The organism is Caproiciproducens puteiluti (assembly GCF_052442865.1).
Lineage (GTDB): Bacteria > Bacillota > Clostridia > Oscillospirales > Acutalibacteraceae > Caproiciproducens.
Map to the genome: position 1 here is coordinate 3,066,023 of NZ_CP194790.1, position 16,789 is coordinate 3,082,811.

Below are 16,789 nucleotides of genomic sequence, written 5' to 3' on the forward strand. Positions count from 1 at the left end.
AAAGGTCTTGAATGATATAATTAACAAGAAACATTTCGGCAGGATCATCAATATTTTTCTCTGCTTTTTTCTTTCCGTAGCGCTGAGTATCGTCGCATTAATCTATACACAGGAACTCACTTTTGCAGGGTTGGTGATTTCTTTCATCAGCAGTTTTGCAATCAGCTATTTCATCTCCGATATCACCGATGTCGGTGAGCTGGGTATCCGTTTTGCCAAAGCAGTAAAGCTGAAAGAGAATTCCCTCGCGTTTGTTCTGGTTGACACCGCTATCGTTTGTATTGTCATGGTCACATTGACCAGCTTTCTGAACACCATCGTTTCACTGGGATTGAAACCGATCCTAATGATGGCCTGGATCAGCATTTATCCGTATTGGATGCTGGTGGGATATATTTGTCTGTTGATTCTTATGCCTGTCGCGGTAAAATTGGCGGGAGTATTGACGAGAGAATAATTCTGCTATTTCTTCCGGGCGGTTCTTCCCCAATGGCGAACCAATAAATTAACGGCAGCTACCAAAGTTTATGAACTCCATCTAACCAAACGCGTTTTTTAACGCGTTTGGTTCTTTTATTTCCATTTTGCTTTCATACTGTGTCTTGACAAAATAAAGCATTCCGTCGTTCTTTAAGAGACAGAATATTCCTTTCAATCTGCCTGATAACCTTAACAAACTCTTCATCGCTTTTCCCCGTCGGGTCGTCCAGCCCCCAGTTTTCCCTGTGTTTACAGGGAAGGGATGGGCAGGCGACATTACATCCCATCGTAACGACAATATCGACCGGAGGAATTTCGGAAAGCAGCTTTGAACGCTGTATTTCTTCCATGTCGATCCCATAAAGCTGCTTCATCAGGCGAACGGCATCCTGGTTGATCTGCGGCTTTGTTTCCGTTCCCGCCGAATAGCTTTCAAAAACATCTCCGGCAAGGCGGCGGCCCAGCGCCTCGGCAATCTGGCTGCGGCAGGAATTGTGGACACAGATAAATGCAACTTTTACCATCTTTTCCTCCTTACAGCGTCAACAGACGGTCGCCCTTGACTTCTTCGGCACTCCACACAATCAGCGCAAATTTACCGTCCGCATGCTCGTCAATACGGTTAAGCCATTCCACCTCGCTCGCCGCTTTCGCCGCCAGCATGGGGCTGGTGGTGTCCGTACCATAAAGGGATTGATTGACTACCCACCATCTGGCGGCAATCCCTGCCCGCTTCAAATCCTCTTCCAGACGCAGCGCCTCGTAAAAGGGGGTCGCTTCGGGCAGGGTAACAATGACAACCTCGGTTTCGTCGGATTTCAGCCGGGGCAGCAGCCGCTTTACCGGCTCGGGGATTTCGCCCTTGGTTCGTTCGATTTCGTGGTTATAGCTCTGTGTGGATTCCAGTAAAAGCAGAGTGTGACCCGTAGGCGCAGTATCTATTACCACCACCTGATCGTCGGCCTTTTCCACTACCTCCGCAAAGGCGCGGAACACCGCGATTTCCTGTGTGCAGGGAGAACGTAAATCCTCCTCCACATAGGCAATATCCTCATCGCTCATGCCCGACGCGCGGGCCTTGGCAAGCACCTCGGATTGATACTTCTTCAGTTCTTCGGCCTCGTCGATATGACTCATGGAAACACCGCTGGTTTCGTCCAGCACAAGTTTGAGATGTGCGGCGGGGTCGGTGGTGGTCAGGTGGACTTTTTTTCCGCGCTTCGCAAGGCCCAACGCGACCGCGGCGGCGACGGTGGTTTTGCCTACGCCCCCTTTTCCCATTGTGAAAATGACGCGCTTGCCGCCTGCCGCCAGTTCGTCTATGACGTCGTTCAGCACGGGAACACGGGCGGCGTTCAGCGTTTCCGCGTATGCAGTCACATGGTCGGTATTCAGCAAGGCGCGCACATTGGCAAGCCCCGTGACATTATAGGCCCTCAGGGGCACCCTATAAAGCGGAAGCGCCCGTAAGCCTTGCGGCATCTTGTCAAGGGCCGCCTGCTGCTTTTCATACAGGCTGGAAGACAAAGCGTCGCTGTGTCCGGTCAGCACTCCGTTGACAACCAGTATTTGATGATATACTCCTAACGCGGAAAGCTCGCCGGAGGCCCGTTCCGCCTCCTTGAACGGTGCAGTTTCGGGACGGGTAACGAGAATCAGCGTAGTGAGGTTTTCGTCCTCCAGCGTTTCCATGGCCTGCTTGTAAACCGCTTTCCTGCTCTCCAACCCGGAAAGCTGGCCCAGGCAGGACGCACCGTGCGTACTTTCGTTGATAAAATTGCTCCATGCGGACGGAAGCTGGAGCATCCGCAGGGTGTGGCCCGTAGGGGCCGTGTCGAAAATAATATGGTCGTATTTCTTCTGCACCTTACCGTCTGTAATAAATCCGGAAAACTCATTGAACGCCGCGATTTCGACGGTACAGGAACCGGAAAGCTGTTCTTCCATATTGGCGATCACCGACGCGGGCAGCTTGCCGCGATAAGGCGCGATCACGCTGTCCCGATACTCGGCGGCGGCCTGTATGGGGTCGAGGTTTGCCACAACCAGATTCGGTACGCCGGGGATGGGCGTCCCCTTGTTTGTCAGTTCCATTGAAAACACGTCCTGCAGGTTTGAGGCCGGGTCGGTACTAATCAGCAGTACCCGTTTTCCATTGTCGGCCAGCGATACTGCCGTGGCACAGGCGATGCTGGTTTTACCGACGCCGCCCTTCCCGGTGAAAAAAAGGTATTTCGTCAGGGGAATCGCCAAGGGATGAAAAATCTCCATCAGCAGCAGCCCCCCTTGCAGCCACAGTCTCCTGATTTTTTCCTGGTGATTTTCACCTTCACAGGCTTACTCTGCTTTGCCAGCAGCTCTTCAGGAAGATCGAGCAGCTTCGTAAATTCTTCGTTGGTCGGGTATCTGCCTTCCATGATAATTTTATCGTCCACCATGATAACCGGAAGACCCTTCGGACCATGGGCATTGATATACGTATTGATCGCTTTGTTGTTGACAAACTCCATCGGCGCACTGTTCAGATTGTAGCGTCCGACGGGAATTCCATGATTTTTCAACGTATTCAGCACAGTGGAGATACGCAGCAGTTCGGGGTCGACGCCTACTCCGCAAAGGCCGGTGGAACAGCACATGGCCGGTTCAAATATTTTCATTTTTTTCATGACCGACAGCTCCTTTGGATATAATTATTTGTTATTAACCAGGGATTGTGGCTGCTACAACAATTACTGATCCTCATCACATCCTTTGCAGCAGCTCCCAGCTTCCTTACAGATACAGTTTTCCTTATCGGAGGTAATGGCGCAGAAAAATTGCTTTGTTTTGCTGATGGTATCCGCATCCAACGAATAGTACGTCCATTTGCCTTCTTCTCTACCCTTGACAAGCCCGCACTCACACAGGAGCTTCATGTGATGGGACAGAGTGGATTGGGACATCTCAAATTTTTCTAAAATCATGCAGGCGCAAAGCTCCCCGCAGGAGAGCATATCTACAATCATGGCTCTTTTGGGATCCCCCAGCGCCTTAAATACTTTTGTGTATTCCGAATAGTTTTCCATGCCGGCACCTCAAATCTATAAACTTCGATATGACTATTATATGCATCAAATCGAAAAACGTCAATATGAAATTCAAATTAAATTTTGCAAAAAAAGACACCCGTGAATTCACAGGTGTCTCCAAATCATTCTATAGATTTCAACGCAGTCTGGCTCATAATCTCCCTAATAAGCCGAAAGTCATTATATACCATTTTCAAATATTGGCTCTATATACTCTTTTATCAATTCTATTCTATCCTTGGCGTCCGGCATAAAAAGAGAAGCGATAGAAACAACCATCTGTTTCTTCCTATTGACATAAATCACATTTCCGCCATCACCCAAAGCTGCATAGCTATCTCCGTCAATGATCCACCAAAGGTAGCCATAGGATAGATTGCCCCATTGGACGCAGCGGCTATGTTCCCTCGTGCTGTCAGTTATCCACCCGGTCGGTACAATCTGTTTGCCGTTCCACACACCGCCGTTTAAATACAGTTGGCCTATTTTTGTCATATCCACAGGTGTTAAAAAAAGGCCCCAGCTCGCCGTGTTTATCCCTTGGGGATCAACAACCCAACCAGTGGTGTTTTTATCACTCATTACAGCCATTTGCTCTTCTTTACTATGCAATACCACATTGTGCACAACATCGATTTCCAATGGAGAGAATAAATTTTCCCCAGCAAAATCAAGAATTGACTGCCCTGTGGCTTTCACAAGAATGCCTGACAAAATGTGGGTTCCTCCGATAGCAGAATAATTAAATTCCCCGACGGGCCCATCGCCGCCTAACAAATCCAGTGCATCCTGAATTGGGTTTCGGCTGGCAAAGAACTTTTCATATGGTTCCATCTTGTATTTATATGGAGCCGTCATGGTAAGTAAATTTTTAACCGTAACTTCCTGTATTGTTTTTTCACCGATTTCAACAGTGTAATCCGGAAAAAAGTCCAATACTTTCTGGTCGACGCTTTTGATGTATCCTTTATGAATGGCGATACCAATCAACACAGAAACCGCGCTCTTTGTTACCGACGCCACGTGAATAGCATTATGGTAGGTGTACCCATTCCAGTAGTTTTCATATAACACTTTGCCGCTTTTCAGTACAACAATGCCCGCAATATTGCTGTAATCGCTGTTTATTATCTTTTGAAGCTCTTTAATTTTTTCTTGATTCATAAATTAATATCTCCTTTAAGTGAATAAAGGATATCCTTGAAATTAAGGATATATCCATTAAAAATCATTTGCAAGAACTTTTTTAAAATTAATAAAACTTGGCTGCCATTCGTAATAATTATTCTAATAGCTGGTTCTTATAAGGAGACGTTGGTTTAGCTGTTGAAAACATAATAAAGAAGGCCTGAGAAACAACTCATGCCTTCAACACATTATATAATGAGAAACCTAATCAATTCCTCTGGTCATATTTTATTCTTTTTTACAACTCATCTGGATCTCTTTACAAAGAGAGAGCGGGTTGAACAATTTTCATTTATCCATTAAAGATTGCCCCAATTTCCCGTTTGTTCAAAATCCTTCACCATGGTTTCTGCATTCTGACAATTTCTTTAGTCCGCTACCTTTTGCCCCTGTTCGCCTTAAATCCCTGCCTCCAGCCCATTTCACCCATAACTTTATATAGAAACCTGGGAAAATCAATTGAAATATAAAGGTTATCGCCCGTGGAATGTGATAATACGGCATTCGCAAGTGTCCGGCAGGCGCTTCCAAGCGTACTTTTGGGGCCTTTGCCCAGCGGTATGCCTTTCATGGAACTTAATGCGGGGCCTCCTCCGAAGCCGATGCCCATTCCCCAAACAAATCCCATTTTGTCACACCAATTTTTCAGTATCGCCAATGCATTGCGGTTCTGTTTACCCTCATAAAAGCCTGAATTGGAAATACCATATACATAAATATTCTTATTCTCAATGCTGAGCCGTTCCATTTGGCAAAGGCAGGAAACCAAATGGGAGGGTATGCCATCCACGTAGAGCGGAAAGAAAAAAATCCACGCCTCACAGCCGCAGAGCTCTTTGATTTCCTCCTCGGCAATGGACGGCCTGTTCATTGTAAAGCTTTTAACAGTATGGTCGCCCGGCAATAAACCTTTAAAATCACTGAGCAAAGCCCAGCTTGCGCTTTCCGATCTTTTAGGGCTTGCGTTTATCAGCGCGATATTCATAACGGCAGCGCCTCCCTTGCCTCATCGGCGGAATTAAAAAACAAAACCCTGTTCACCCTGCCGTCATAGTTCAGCGCATTCGCCGTTACCAGGCTTTGGGCCGTCTTCATTTCGTCCTCAGTAATATTCCCGCCGTAAAAGTATACAGTCATATTTATCACATTGACGTATCTTCGCTTGTGGTGCATTTCACCGCTTCTTATCACAAAATGGGGTGAAATATATGAAATGGCTCTGTCAAGAACGTTTTTCACAAAGGGGCTGAAGCCGCCGTAAAAACACTTGCTTATAATAAGCAATTCGTCGCATTGACTGAACAGCTTGCCCATGTTCTCATACCCATCCCTGATGACGCATTGTCCCGGGGTTTTTATCCAGCATCCAAAACAGCCTATACAGTTACGTATGCTTCCGTTATCCGTGATTACCCTTTGGCTGGTATTTTGCGCCGATTGCAGCTCTTTAATGTCTGTTATGACCAGTCTCATTCAATATCACCCATAACTCTCATTTAACTTAAAACTGATTACCTCCGGTAACCGGTTTTTTCTTATGTCCATTTTACTCCCATATTTGTTCCAAAACAAGCGACATAAAGGAGGTCTGTCTTAAATGAGATTAGTGGTCGCATAGCAGTCTCCGCCCAAGCACCCATGATGATGCGATTTGTATACAGAATGGCGTCTGTATCGAGCTCTATGGAAATTGAGGATACAGATCATCAGATGGAGTCTATCGCAGAGAATTGTTTGATCCTTTCTACCGCCACCTTCATCAGCCGGTTTACATCCTCTTCATTGATTTTGTAAGCGGAAGTCTCCTTGCGTGTCGTTGAATTGTCCGGGGAAAGCAAGTCCGCAATATGCTGATCTACCAGTATGACGGGCTGCTTCCCCGTTCTCTGCAGAAGCTCGTTTGACAGCTTCGGGTTTTCGCCGTCGGCCCCGCCGCTGATGGATAAAAAACCGTACGGTTTTGGATTTTGCTTCAGATCGTTTAGGTACATCCGGAGCGGAGAGGCCACCTTGCCCATCCAGACGGGCCCGAAGAAAAGGATGAGGTCATATTTCCGCAGAGAATCCGGGGCGGGCTGAACCTGCGGCGTCCGGGAAAAAAGCATATCCAGAACGATAGACCCCATTGTTACGGGCTTCCGTACGGTTACCTTGATATGTTTTGCCACCAGTTTCCTCGCCACTCTTTCCGCAAGAGCTTCATTATTGCCCGTGTAAGAGTATGATAAAATCGCAATGTTCATTGTAGTCCTCCTCATTCCGTCTTATTTCTGTATTAATAGAAATTCTGTTCTTTTTCAGTTTGCCCGTTCCCTATCTTTCTCTTTGTCCCGCCTTAAAAGCAGAACGGAGAATATGACAATCCATTACGTACAATCTGATCGGGGCATCAATCGCAATCAGTTCGCTGACGGTTTGTGATACGGGGCTATACTCGTGCCACATAACGGATGCGGTTATATCGGTGACGAGATAGAGAATTGAAGATACGTCCCCAACGTAATCAAAACCGTTTGAAGCTTGTTTAATACCTGTCGCTTTTCCCCTGGAACATGATCATTAGTCGTATGATTCATATTTTTCTGTCCTTTAAAACATGAATTTACCGGCCTTCGGCTTGTTTTCACTGTTTATTCTCAGCGTCTGGCGGTGTGTCCGCGGAGCAGTCCATAAGCCCCTTCATCGTGAATTCGGCCAGGTATTCGATCAGACGCGGGAAATAATCAAGCCCGATTTCATCCTTATGTGTTTCCGTGACAACCAACGCGGTGAAAATCGCCATAATCATTTCGGCGTCGATATCCCGCCGCATCCGTCCCTCGGCCTGCCATTTTCTCACAATCTCGATAAAGCTGCTGTAGAGAAAATCCACCCGCCCCAGCCCGTTTTCTTCGCGGAATTTCGTTTCAATTTTGCTGAAAGACTCCCGATCGTACCATTGGCGCAAAATTGGATTTTCGTTCATGCCCTCTAAGTTCAACCGCAGCATCTGCCGGACGACTTGCATCGGATCGGCATCAATATCCAGACCCTCCATGATGCTTTTTTTCAAGGCGACGTTTTCGTCGTTGTAAATATCCAGAAACAGGGCTTCCTTCGAGGAGTAGTAATTATAAAACGTGCCCGCCGCCATTCCCGCCGTCTTCATGATTTCGGCGACATTGGTATCCTTAAAGCCTTTTAAGCTGAACAAGTGCTTCCCACAGCGATAGATTTCCGCTTTCCTGTCCATTTTTATCCTCCTGTAATGCAGTGATACATATTTTAAAGTGCCATTCTTCTTCCTATAAAATCAAAGAAGCGCCCCATTGCCTTTTTGAAAAGCCCCAATGATGCAGGGTAATAGTAATCAGACTCAAACCAACCGATTTCCTTGAAATAACAATAATCCCGATATTCTCCACTTTGCAGCCTGCATATCATGGTTCGTGTCATACGGAACATCATAAGCCTGAAAAGAGAAGGGGATGGAGTGCCGTTCATCAGCGCTTTATAAAAGGCCGCCGCTGCCTTTTTTATTTTCCTGTCATTTTTCCCGCGCATGGCTTCCGTGGTGGGCTCCAGAGTTTGCAGGACACAGCCGCGGGATGCGTGGAATCCTAGATTTTCACCCATGCTGCTCAAATACTTCACGATTTTGTTACCGCCGAAAACGCCTTGTGTGACAATCGCCGTACAAGCCTTGCCCCAAAAGCGCGGCCTGTGAAAAATAAAGGCCAGCCTGTCAAACAGATTCTTCATCCGTGCGGAAACATGGAATGCATAATTGGGGGAGGCAAAGACCACTCCACCCGACCGGCTTATTTTTTCAATTAGGATATCCCGATCGTCCTTCAGGGGGCAATATTCCTCTCCCTTGTCAAAGCACAGCTTGCAGCCCGTGCAAAATTCAAGGTTGTAATCATGTAAAAAAATGGTTTCAAATTCAATCCCGCCATACGATTTTAAGTACTCTCCAAATTTGAGGACGGCGTCGTAAGTTCCTTTCTTCCGCTGACTTCCGACCAATGCGATAATCTTTTTCATGTCCGGCCTCCAATGCAATAAAAAATTCATATCATGAATGAATATTTCAATATTCATTCATGATATGATAGTAGCATAGAATTTTCGGGATGTCAACTGCGCATTATCATCATAAATTTCTCATATGTCCTGTCTGATGCAAAATTGGAGTATAAACTGAGGCTGTCCTTACAGAACATGTCAATGTTGAAAAATTACGTTTCTTGTTAGCTTATTTTAAAATGTAAGACACCACGCTGCCTGAATTCGAAATTCAGGCAGCGTGGTGAAGCATTATAATTTCAAAACAGATGGCACGCAACTTGATGGTCTTCATTTGCCTGACGAAGTTCCGGTACTTGTTCACGGCAAATATCTTTCGCAAAAGGACATCTGGTATGGAATCGGCACCCGGTCGGCGGTTTTTCCGGGCTGGGAATATCCCCTTTCAGCTCAATGCGATGGCGGTCAAGCGTGGGGTCTGGGATCGGTACGGCAGATAAAAGCGCTTTGGTATAAGGATGAACCGGATTAGAAAACAGTTCATCCCGAGTAGCCAGTTCCACAATAATACCGAGGTACATAATGGCAATTCTGGAGCAGAGGTGTTCCACAATACTGAGGTCGTGAGAAATAAAGAGATAGGAAAGTTCCCGCTGTTCCCGTAAATCACTGAATAAATTGATAATTTGGGCTTGAATCGAAACATCCAGCGACGAGACCGGCTCATCCGCCACAATAAAATCCGGATTCAGCGCCATGGCTCGCGCAATGACGATGCGCTGACGCTGGCCCCCGGAAAACTCATGCGGGTAGCGGTCCATAAAACGGGAAGCCATTCCGCACATAGTGAGAATATTTCCAACCTTATCATCAACGTCCGACTTCGTAGCCAGGCCATGCTCCAGCAAAGGTTCGCCGATCGCGTCCCCGATCCGAATTTTTGGGTTCAACGAGCTGTATGGATCCTGAAAAATGTATTGCATTCTGGTACGCAGGTGAACGAGCTCTTTTTTGCTGATCGTATGGATATCTTTCCCATCAAAAAGGATTTGTCCGGAAGTCTTTTCATGCATGCGCAAAATGGTCTGTCCCAGCGTTGATTTACCGCTGCCCGATTCGCCCACAAGACCGAACGCCTCCCCTTTTTCAATCTGAAGGCTGATTCCGTCCACAGCCTTTATATAGCCCGTCGGCTTTCCGAAAAAACTGCTCTTAATGGGAAAGTACTTTTTTAAATCATTAATTTGTACCAGAGGCTGACTCATTGAGCTCTCCTTTCTCATACAGCCAGCAAGCGGTATTATGCTGACTGCCGTCTGAAAGATAAGGCGGATATTTTTCTTTGCAAATATCCAAACATTCCTCACAGCGGTCACAAAAATAGCAATTCTGGCCCAGTTCCGATAAATCCGGGACCTGGCCTCGAATAGAATACAGGCGGTCTTGGTGCTGCCCGATAATGGGTCGGGACTTCAAAAGCCCTTTGGTGTACGGATGCCGGGGATTTTGAAAAAGATCAATTACGGGCGCTTCTTCAATTTTCTTCCCTGCGTACATTACAATGACATAATCCGCGATTTCGGCAACAACTCCCAAATCATGCGTAATGAAAAGAATTGACATATCGGACTCGTCTCGAATCCCTTTCAGCAAATCCAAAACCTGTGCCTGAATCGTTACATCCAATGCGGTGGTCGGCTCATCTGCAATCAACAGACTTGGATCGCAGCTGAGCGCAATTGCGATCATGACTCTTTGCAGCATACCGCCGCTCAGTTCGTGGGGATAAGAAGTCATAATCTGCTCTGCACGCGGCAGATCAACCCGTTCAATTAATCCGACCGCTTTTTTCCACGCTTGCTTTTCATCCAGCAGCGTGTGCTCAACGATGGTTTCTACAATCTGCCGGCCGATAGTAAATACCGGGTTCAAAGAAGTCATTGGTTCCTGAAATATCATGGAAATCTGGTTGCCGCGCAAATTGTGAAGGTCTTTTGTATTCATTTTCAGAACATCCTGCCCCTGAAACAGGACTTCCCCGCCGAGGATTTTCCCGGGGTCGCTGATCAGGCGAAGCAGAGAAAGTGCCGTTACGCTTTTTCCGCAGCCGGATTCCCCAACAATGCAGACGATTTTGCCTTTCGGTATGGAAAAGGAAACGTCGTCGACTGCTCTGCTGATTCTGCTATCCACATAAAAGTAGGTTTGCAGATGATTCACACGGATAATCGGTTCCTCCATTTGCTTACCTTCCTTTCATTTTCGGGTCCAGAACATCGCGAATAGCGTCGCCCAGAACATTAATGGCAACAACGGTCAAGAAAATTGCCATTCCAGGCGGAATCCAAAGCCACGGCCGCTTCTGAAAATCGATCAGATTGTTTGCAATGGTGATCATATTCCCCCACGTTGCGGTTGGCGCGACCACCCCAAGCCCAAGAAAGCTGAGCGTTGATTCGTTTAAAATCCCCGCTGCGGTCTGCAGTGTGGCCACGACGATCAGCAGAGGATAGGTGTTGGGCAGAAGATGATGAAAAATTTTTCGTCTGCTGCTAAGGCCCAATACATCGGCGGCTTTAATATACATCTGTTCCCGCAGGGAAAGAATCTGCCCTCGAATCAGCCGGGCAAGCCGCGGCCACCCGACAAAACTGATCATCATCATGACAATATAAATCCGGTAATCCGTGGGGACCTTGAACTCCGACAGCAATGCGGCAATAATGATAAGCAAGGGAAGGCTCGGAATGGACAGCAGAATATCTGCAATCCGCATGATCATGCTGTCAATAATTCCGCCGTAGTAGCCGGCAATGGCGCCGAGCAGCGCCCCAAGCACCAGGGAAAGCACCATGGAGGCAAGGCCGACGGTTAAAGAAATCTGCCCGGCAGTCATCAGGCGCGTCAGTACGTCGCGGCCGTAATCGTCGGTACCAAGCCAGTGAAGAAGGCTGGGTGGATATTTCATCATCGTAACGTCCATCGCGTCCGCTCCGTAAGGAGAAAGCAGAGGACCGACAAAACTGAACAGGAACATCAGGATTAAAAAGCAGGCGCTGAACACGGCGGTTTTGTTATTTAACAGTCTGCGGAAGGATTCCGTCCAAATGGATTTTGATTTTTTTCGCTCCGCCGCCGGTTTTTGTTTTATCGTACTCATTACAGACCTCATTCTTTCTTGGCAATCCGAATTCTGGGATCGGCAGCAGCATACATGACATCGGCAAGGAAATTACCGAAGATCGTCAGGAACGATAAAAACATAGTCAACGTCATCAGCACGGGGTAATCCCTTGCATTCAGCGCGTCCAGCTGTATTTTTCCAATTCCCGGCCAGCCAAAAATCTGTTCGGTAATAATCGCACCCGAAAACAGGCCGGGCAGCTCAAAAGCCAGCAAGGTGATCGCGGGCAGTAGCGCGTTGCGCAGCGCATGCCTGAAAATGACCGTGCGCTCTTTCAGGCCTTTAGCCCGGGCTGTCCGGATGAAGTCCATACGGAGCACATCGAGCATCCCGGTGCGGAAATACCGCGTCAGCGAACCGACGCTCAGTATGGTCAGAATTGCAACCGGCATAATCATATGGCGGAGTACTTCCAGTATATAGGCAAACCCTACAGAATTGCTTCCAGTGTCAAGCATTCCGCCGATGGGAAGAATATGTAGATCCACTCCAAAGAATTTGATCATCATTAATCCAATAAAGAAGGACGGTACGGAAAGCGATGCAAACACGCCCAGTGTCACCAGTTTATCGAAAAAGGAATACTGTTTCGTCGCAGAATAAACACCGATTACCAGTGCCAGCGCCCATGTAAAGAAGAGCGCGACAAAAGAAATGATAAACGAATTCCATATGTACCGGTTAATCAGAGTCGTAACCGGCAGCATATGCTGCAGCGAAAAGCCGAAATCGCCATGGAACGCGTTTTTTAGCCAGATAAAATAACGCTCAATGACCGGTTTGTTCAGCCCGTAAAGCGCACGCAGCTCGTTCAGCCTCTCGGGTGTCAGCTTGCGGTTGGATGAAAAATAGTCTCCCGGCATCATGGCAAACAGGAAAAAGATAAGCAGAGAAATTCCCAAAAGGATGGGGATCATTTGCAGAAATCGTTTCAATACATATTTTTTCACAGGAACACCTCTTTTGTTCTCGGCCGGCATGCCGGAATCCCGAATGAAACGCATAGAAATATCCGGCATTAAGCCGGATATTTCTGACGGGTTTATGGATTTATTGTTTTATAGATAATTTGGAAAGTGCGATAGCGGAATCATAGTTGCCGGTGGCATAATTTTCAGCGCCTTCAATTCGCGCGTTCCATGCAGCAATGCTTTTGCGGTAATCAATCAGAATCACCGGCGGGTCGTTGCTGAGTTCCTGATAAAGCTTTTTGTAGGTTTCTTTCCGCTTGGCTTCGTCCACCGTACTGATGCCCTCTTTGATCAACGCATCCACTTTGGGGTTCGAATAGCCGGATACATTTAGGTCCGGTTTGTCAGAAGCAAATTCAGCTACGGAGTCATTGGGGTCAATCAGGCCGTTAGTGCGAACGCTGAGCAGGTCGTAGTCGCCTTTTGTCAGTCTGCTAAACATGGTGTTCGCATCCAGAACTTCCGGAACAAATTCAATGCCGATGTCCTTGTAGTTCTCTTTTGCAATCGGAATGATCTGGTCATCCGGCTTTGTGGTTAGGTAAGAAAGCTTCAAACGCTGGCCGTCTTTTGTACGAATTCCATCGGAACCAACTTTCCAGCCTTCGGTATCCAGCAACTGCTTTGCCTTATCCGGGTCGAAGTTGTACTTGGTTACGCCGTCTTCCGTGTAGGACCAAAGGGTCGGTGCAGTGAACACGTTGGCCACTTCGCCGTAGCCCTTGTATTTTACGTCGATGATCTTCTGGCGGTCAAGTCCATAAGTCAGTGCCTGACGAACGGTGGTATCTTTTAAGTAAGGCTTTTTGTTGTTCACATAAATGTATCCATAATCTGGTACCGTGCGGATTTTGATATTTGCAAAACCGAGGGCCTGAAGCTGATCCAGCGTATCCTGGTCAGTGGTAAAGCTGTCCAAATCGGTTTCACCGGCCTGGAAGGTCTGCAGCGCGGTGGTTTTTGCAGTAATCTTGAAAATTAAGTGCTCGATTTTCGGCTTTCCACCGTAATAGTTTTCATTTGCGGTATAGCGGATTTCCTGGCCGTTTACGTATTGGTCGAATTTGTAGGGTCCGGCACCCATCGGCTTGGAATACAGTGCCTTCAGGTAATCAAGCTGTCCCTTTTTGTAATCTTTTCCGTAATATTCCTTAGACAAAATGTAGCCGCCTAAAAGGGTCAGATTAAGCGGATTTGCTTTTTCAGTTGTAATCTGAATGGTTCCTGCGTCAATTACTTTAATGCCCGAAATAGAGGTTGCATTTCCTTTTTTGTAGTCATCTGCACCCTTGATTTCCGCGGTTGAAATATCAATTACACTGCTGGTATATTGTGGGTCATCCAACAGGGTCAGCGTAAATGCAACGTCGTCCGCAGTAACCGGGGAGCCGTCGCTGAATTTTACGTTTTTACGAAGATGGTAGGTGTAGGTAAGATTATCCGGTGAAACTTCCCATTTTTCTGCTAAGTCCGGAACCGGGTTTCCTTTTTCATCGATGGCGACAAGGCGCGCAAAAATTGGCTGAATCGCATTTTCATCCCAGCCGTTGTCATAGAAGTAAGGGACAAAAACGCCGCCGGGCTCTGAAATATTTGCGACAAAGGTATCGGTACGGTTGTTTGCGGTTTCCGGGCTTTTGCCGGGATCGGTCGCCTTTATATATTGATCCTTTGTATCGGCAACTTTCGTGGCTTGTTCCGCTTTGCTTGAAGCAGTTCCAGGCTTGGCACCGCCGGAAGCGCATGCGGAAAGAATTAACACTGCAACGAGCAGTAAAGAAATGAAACTGAATTGATTTTTTCTCATGATACACACCTCGTAAATTTATTAGGAAAATGACGTGGGCTATTACAGCCGTCTTCCCATGCTTCACGACCGATTCGAATTAAATACAAAAGAAAATAAAAAAGCAGTCCAACCCAAAAGTTTGACTGCAAGGAGCAATTATGAAATATGCGTTCATTTCTTAACGCATGGTCATAGGCTCAGTAAATCGAACTTTGGCAAGTCAGAACAGTATTCTTTTTAAAAATACAGCATGGCATTCGATTAAAAGTATACCTACAACATATTTTTAATTGCTTCGTCATTATGTGCTCCCCTCTCAATACATTCTATCCAGATATGTATTCTATATTTTGTTATTTGAATCATAACATATATGTTTTATAATGTCAACCTAATGAAAATGAAAAGTGACATGGCGCTTAGTCCTTGTTTGTAAAATCAAGGCCTACTAACAAGTCATAACCTCCGGCAAAAGAACAGACCCGGAGAAATGGATAGGAAAAGAAACCTCTGGCACAGAATGTCCGTTCTATGGGTCGATCCAATAGCAGGGGGGGCTGTATCCCAAAGAAAAACAAGGGAAAGGCAATTACTCTTTCCCTTGTTTTATTAGTTTTTCCGACTCTCTATTATGGTCTTATACGAAGTTCAAACAGTGATCTGAACAGCATATCATAATCATTAGGCGCAATTATGACCTATAGCTTTCGTAAGTCTTTTCCCTATTAGAACATTTTTATTTTTAGAGTCAATGAATTCTATAAGATATCTTATCTGTTTTCTTGTATACGGCTTCGTATTTAGTGCTAAGATTTCAAATTTCGTCTTAAAATCTATTTCCTGTGGAGAATAGATACCGTACGCACCATTTTGAACGCTTTCTTGCCTCTTAACCTTTACTTCAGAGGAAAAACCTATTTCTTGTATGTCTCCCAAAGTGATTTCATCGTTTTTATTTCTAAATTGTCTTTCATTGATAGCATAATAACGGTTAAAGGTGACTTTATTATCTTCTAAAATGATATAGGTATTTATAAAGCGCCACGGAAAAAACAAAGTGATAAGGATGAAAATAGGATTCTTTAGCCTCATTATATTCATCAGCCGTTAACCTCCCTGCATGAGCAAAATATAAATAACACGTAGTCTAAATCTCCATTTATTTCAGGTTCTTTACAAAGACTTTTAAGCTTATAATATCATATTTTCCTGTACAAAAAAAGACATGGACATTCCTTGCCGGAAAGCCATGTCTTTTGGAAAGTCAGGCCATAAAAGATCCACATAAAGACGCGAGCAATACCTTATTGCAATTATTCATCCGCTGATCGGTTATTAGATCGGATCAGCGGCATAAAAATATCGTCCACGATCTCCGCTATTGTTGTGTCGGAAATTTCCTGCTTTGTGATCAGCTCATAATGCAGCAGATTAAAAGGCAGCAAGATGATCCGGGGCGACAGTTTTTCCAAACGAATTTCCCCGCGGAGTTCCGCGTTTTTCATGATTGTCATCATAGCCGCCGTTATTTTATCCTCTTTATTCTCCGATCTCCGCTGGACGATTTGCGGCATGGAAGCAACTAAAGTACGCCAAACCTGCGGTTCCATCATCAGTCCCCGGATCGTCTGCGCGCCGATTGTTTTCACCGGTTCCACACGTGCGCGCAAATAGGCAACCACATCGTCGCGCAGACTCCCGGTATCCGGTATGTCGCTTATGTTAATTGTCGGTATCCATTTACGCAGAGCGGCTATCACAAGCTCCGACTTGTTGGCCCAGCGGCGGTAAAGGACAGCCTTATTGGTCCCCGCCCGCACCGCGGCGCTTTCCATCGTCAAATGCGAATAGCCATTTTCGACGAGTTCATCCATCGTAGCGTCCAGGATCGCTTCCTCCAGATTTTCTCCCCGGCGGCGCGTGCCCTTCTTTTGCTCGTCCATTTTTCAGTTTCCCTCCAAGCCTCAACACTTCACGAGCCCTGTTGTAAAAATTCACATAGGAAACGCAAAAGTTTCTTATTTCTATGTGGAGTGTGTCAATTGAATGAAATCTGTATTTATCATATCATATCCATATAAGAAACGCAATCGTTTCCTTA

The 16,789-nt window shown here is 46.2% G+C and carries 18 protein-coding genes; 1 reads left to right on the forward strand and 17 read right to left on the reverse strand.

Annotated features, from left to right (window positions below; all coding sequences use genetic code 11):
• The first annotated feature begins 7 nt into the window (after positions 1 to 7).
• Positions 8 to 457: a DUF2798 domain-containing protein gene (locus ACRQU7_RS14870; protein ID WP_444641559.1), complete on the forward strand. Its 450-nt coding sequence runs from the start codon at positions 8 to 10 to the stop codon at positions 455 to 457.
• 133 nt (positions 458 to 590) lie between these two features.
• Here ACRQU7_RS14870 and ACRQU7_RS14875 read toward each other — a convergent pair whose 3' ends face one another.
• The 17 genes from ACRQU7_RS14875 to ACRQU7_RS14955 all read right to left on the reverse strand — a co-directional run bounded on the left by ACRQU7_RS14875 (position 591) and on the right by ACRQU7_RS14955 (position 16,631).
• Complete coding sequence (locus ACRQU7_RS14875) at positions 591 to 1,004, reverse strand: arsenate reductase ArsC (protein ID WP_444641560.1); 414 nt, start codon at positions 1,002 to 1,004, stop codon at positions 591 to 593.
• Between the two features lie 10 nt (positions 1,005 to 1,014).
• Positions 1,015 to 2,751, reverse strand: a complete 1,737-nt coding sequence (arsA, locus tag ACRQU7_RS14880; protein ID WP_444641561.1) for an arsenical pump-driving ATPase — start codon at positions 2,749 to 2,751, stop codon at positions 1,015 to 1,017.
• Positions 2,751 to 3,146: an arsenite efflux transporter metallochaperone ArsD gene (gene arsD, locus ACRQU7_RS14885; protein ID WP_444641562.1), complete on the reverse strand. Its 396-nt coding sequence runs from the start codon at positions 3,144 to 3,146 to the stop codon at positions 2,751 to 2,753. The genes arsA and arsD overlap by 1 nt, the downstream gene beginning before the upstream one ends.
• A 63-nt stretch (positions 3,147 to 3,209) precedes the next feature.
• Complete coding sequence (locus ACRQU7_RS14890) at positions 3,210 to 3,545, reverse strand: ArsR/SmtB family transcription factor (RefSeq protein ID WP_444641563.1); 336 nt, start codon at positions 3,543 to 3,545, stop codon at positions 3,210 to 3,212.
• A gap of 183 nt (positions 3,546 to 3,728) precedes the next feature.
• Positions 3,729 to 4,712, reverse strand: a complete 984-nt coding sequence (locus tag ACRQU7_RS14895) for a serine hydrolase domain-containing protein (protein WP_444641564.1) — start codon at positions 4,710 to 4,712, stop codon at positions 3,729 to 3,731.
• A gap of 400 nt (positions 4,713 to 5,112) precedes the next feature.
• Positions 5,113 to 5,721 carry a hypothetical protein gene (locus tag ACRQU7_RS14900; RefSeq protein ID WP_444641565.1) on the reverse strand — a complete coding sequence of 203 codons (609 nt, stop codon included), beginning with the start codon at positions 5,719 to 5,721 and terminating at the stop codon, positions 5,113 to 5,115.
• Positions 5,718 to 5,873 carry a hypothetical protein gene (locus ACRQU7_RS14905; RefSeq protein WP_444641566.1) on the reverse strand — a complete coding sequence of 52 codons (156 nt, stop codon included), beginning with the start codon at positions 5,871 to 5,873 and terminating at the stop codon, positions 5,718 to 5,720. The genes ACRQU7_RS14900 and ACRQU7_RS14905 overlap by 4 nt, the downstream gene beginning before the upstream one ends.
• 569 nt (positions 5,874 to 6,442) lie before the next feature.
• Positions 6,443 to 6,979, reverse strand: coding sequence for a flavodoxin family protein (locus ACRQU7_RS14910; protein ID WP_444641567.1), 537 nt, complete (start codon positions 6,977 to 6,979; stop codon positions 6,443 to 6,445).
• A 380-nt stretch (positions 6,980 to 7,359) separates the two neighbouring features.
• Positions 7,360 to 7,968, reverse strand: a complete 609-nt coding sequence (locus tag ACRQU7_RS14915) for a TetR/AcrR family transcriptional regulator (protein WP_444641568.1) — start codon at positions 7,966 to 7,968, stop codon at positions 7,360 to 7,362.
• Between the two features lie 32 nt (positions 7,969 to 8,000).
• Positions 8,001 to 8,762 (reverse strand): flavodoxin family protein, encoded by a 762-nt coding sequence (locus tag ACRQU7_RS14920; RefSeq protein WP_444641569.1) that lies wholly within the window; start codon positions 8,760 to 8,762, stop codon positions 8,001 to 8,003.
• Positions 8,763 to 9,043: 281 nt separating this feature from the next.
• Positions 9,044 to 10,009, reverse strand: coding sequence for an ABC transporter ATP-binding protein (locus ACRQU7_RS14925; RefSeq protein ID WP_444641570.1), 966 nt, complete (start codon positions 10,007 to 10,009; stop codon positions 9,044 to 9,046).
• Positions 9,984 to 10,985 carry an ABC transporter ATP-binding protein gene (locus ACRQU7_RS14930; protein WP_444641571.1) on the reverse strand — a complete coding sequence of 334 codons (1,002 nt, stop codon included), beginning with the start codon at positions 10,983 to 10,985 and terminating at the stop codon, positions 9,984 to 9,986. Before ACRQU7_RS14930 ends, ACRQU7_RS14925 begins: the two co-directional genes overlap by 26 nt.
• Positions 10,986 to 10,989: 4 nt before the next feature.
• Positions 10,990 to 11,904 (reverse strand): oligopeptide ABC transporter permease, encoded by a 915-nt coding sequence (gene opp4C / locus ACRQU7_RS14935; RefSeq protein ID WP_444641572.1) that lies wholly within the window; start codon positions 11,902 to 11,904, stop codon positions 10,990 to 10,992.
• 8 nt (positions 11,905 to 11,912) lie between these two features.
• Positions 11,913 to 12,878 (reverse strand): ABC transporter permease, encoded by a 966-nt coding sequence (locus ACRQU7_RS14940; protein WP_444641573.1) that lies wholly within the window; start codon positions 12,876 to 12,878, stop codon positions 11,913 to 11,915.
• A 100-nt stretch (positions 12,879 to 12,978) separates the two neighbouring features.
• Positions 12,979 to 14,706: an ABC transporter substrate-binding protein gene (locus tag ACRQU7_RS14945; RefSeq protein ID WP_444641574.1), complete on the reverse strand. Its 1,728-nt coding sequence runs from the start codon at positions 14,704 to 14,706 to the stop codon at positions 12,979 to 12,981.
• A gap of 663 nt (positions 14,707 to 15,369) precedes the next feature.
• A complete protein-coding gene (locus tag ACRQU7_RS14950; protein ID WP_444641575.1) occupies positions 15,370 to 15,789 on the reverse strand; it encodes a hypothetical protein in 420 nt (139 codons plus the stop codon).
• Between the two features lie 212 nt (positions 15,790 to 16,001).
• Complete coding sequence (locus tag ACRQU7_RS14955) at positions 16,002 to 16,631, reverse strand: TetR/AcrR family transcriptional regulator (protein WP_444641576.1); 630 nt, start codon at positions 16,629 to 16,631, stop codon at positions 16,002 to 16,004.
• Positions 16,632 to 16,789 lie beyond the last annotated feature (158 nt).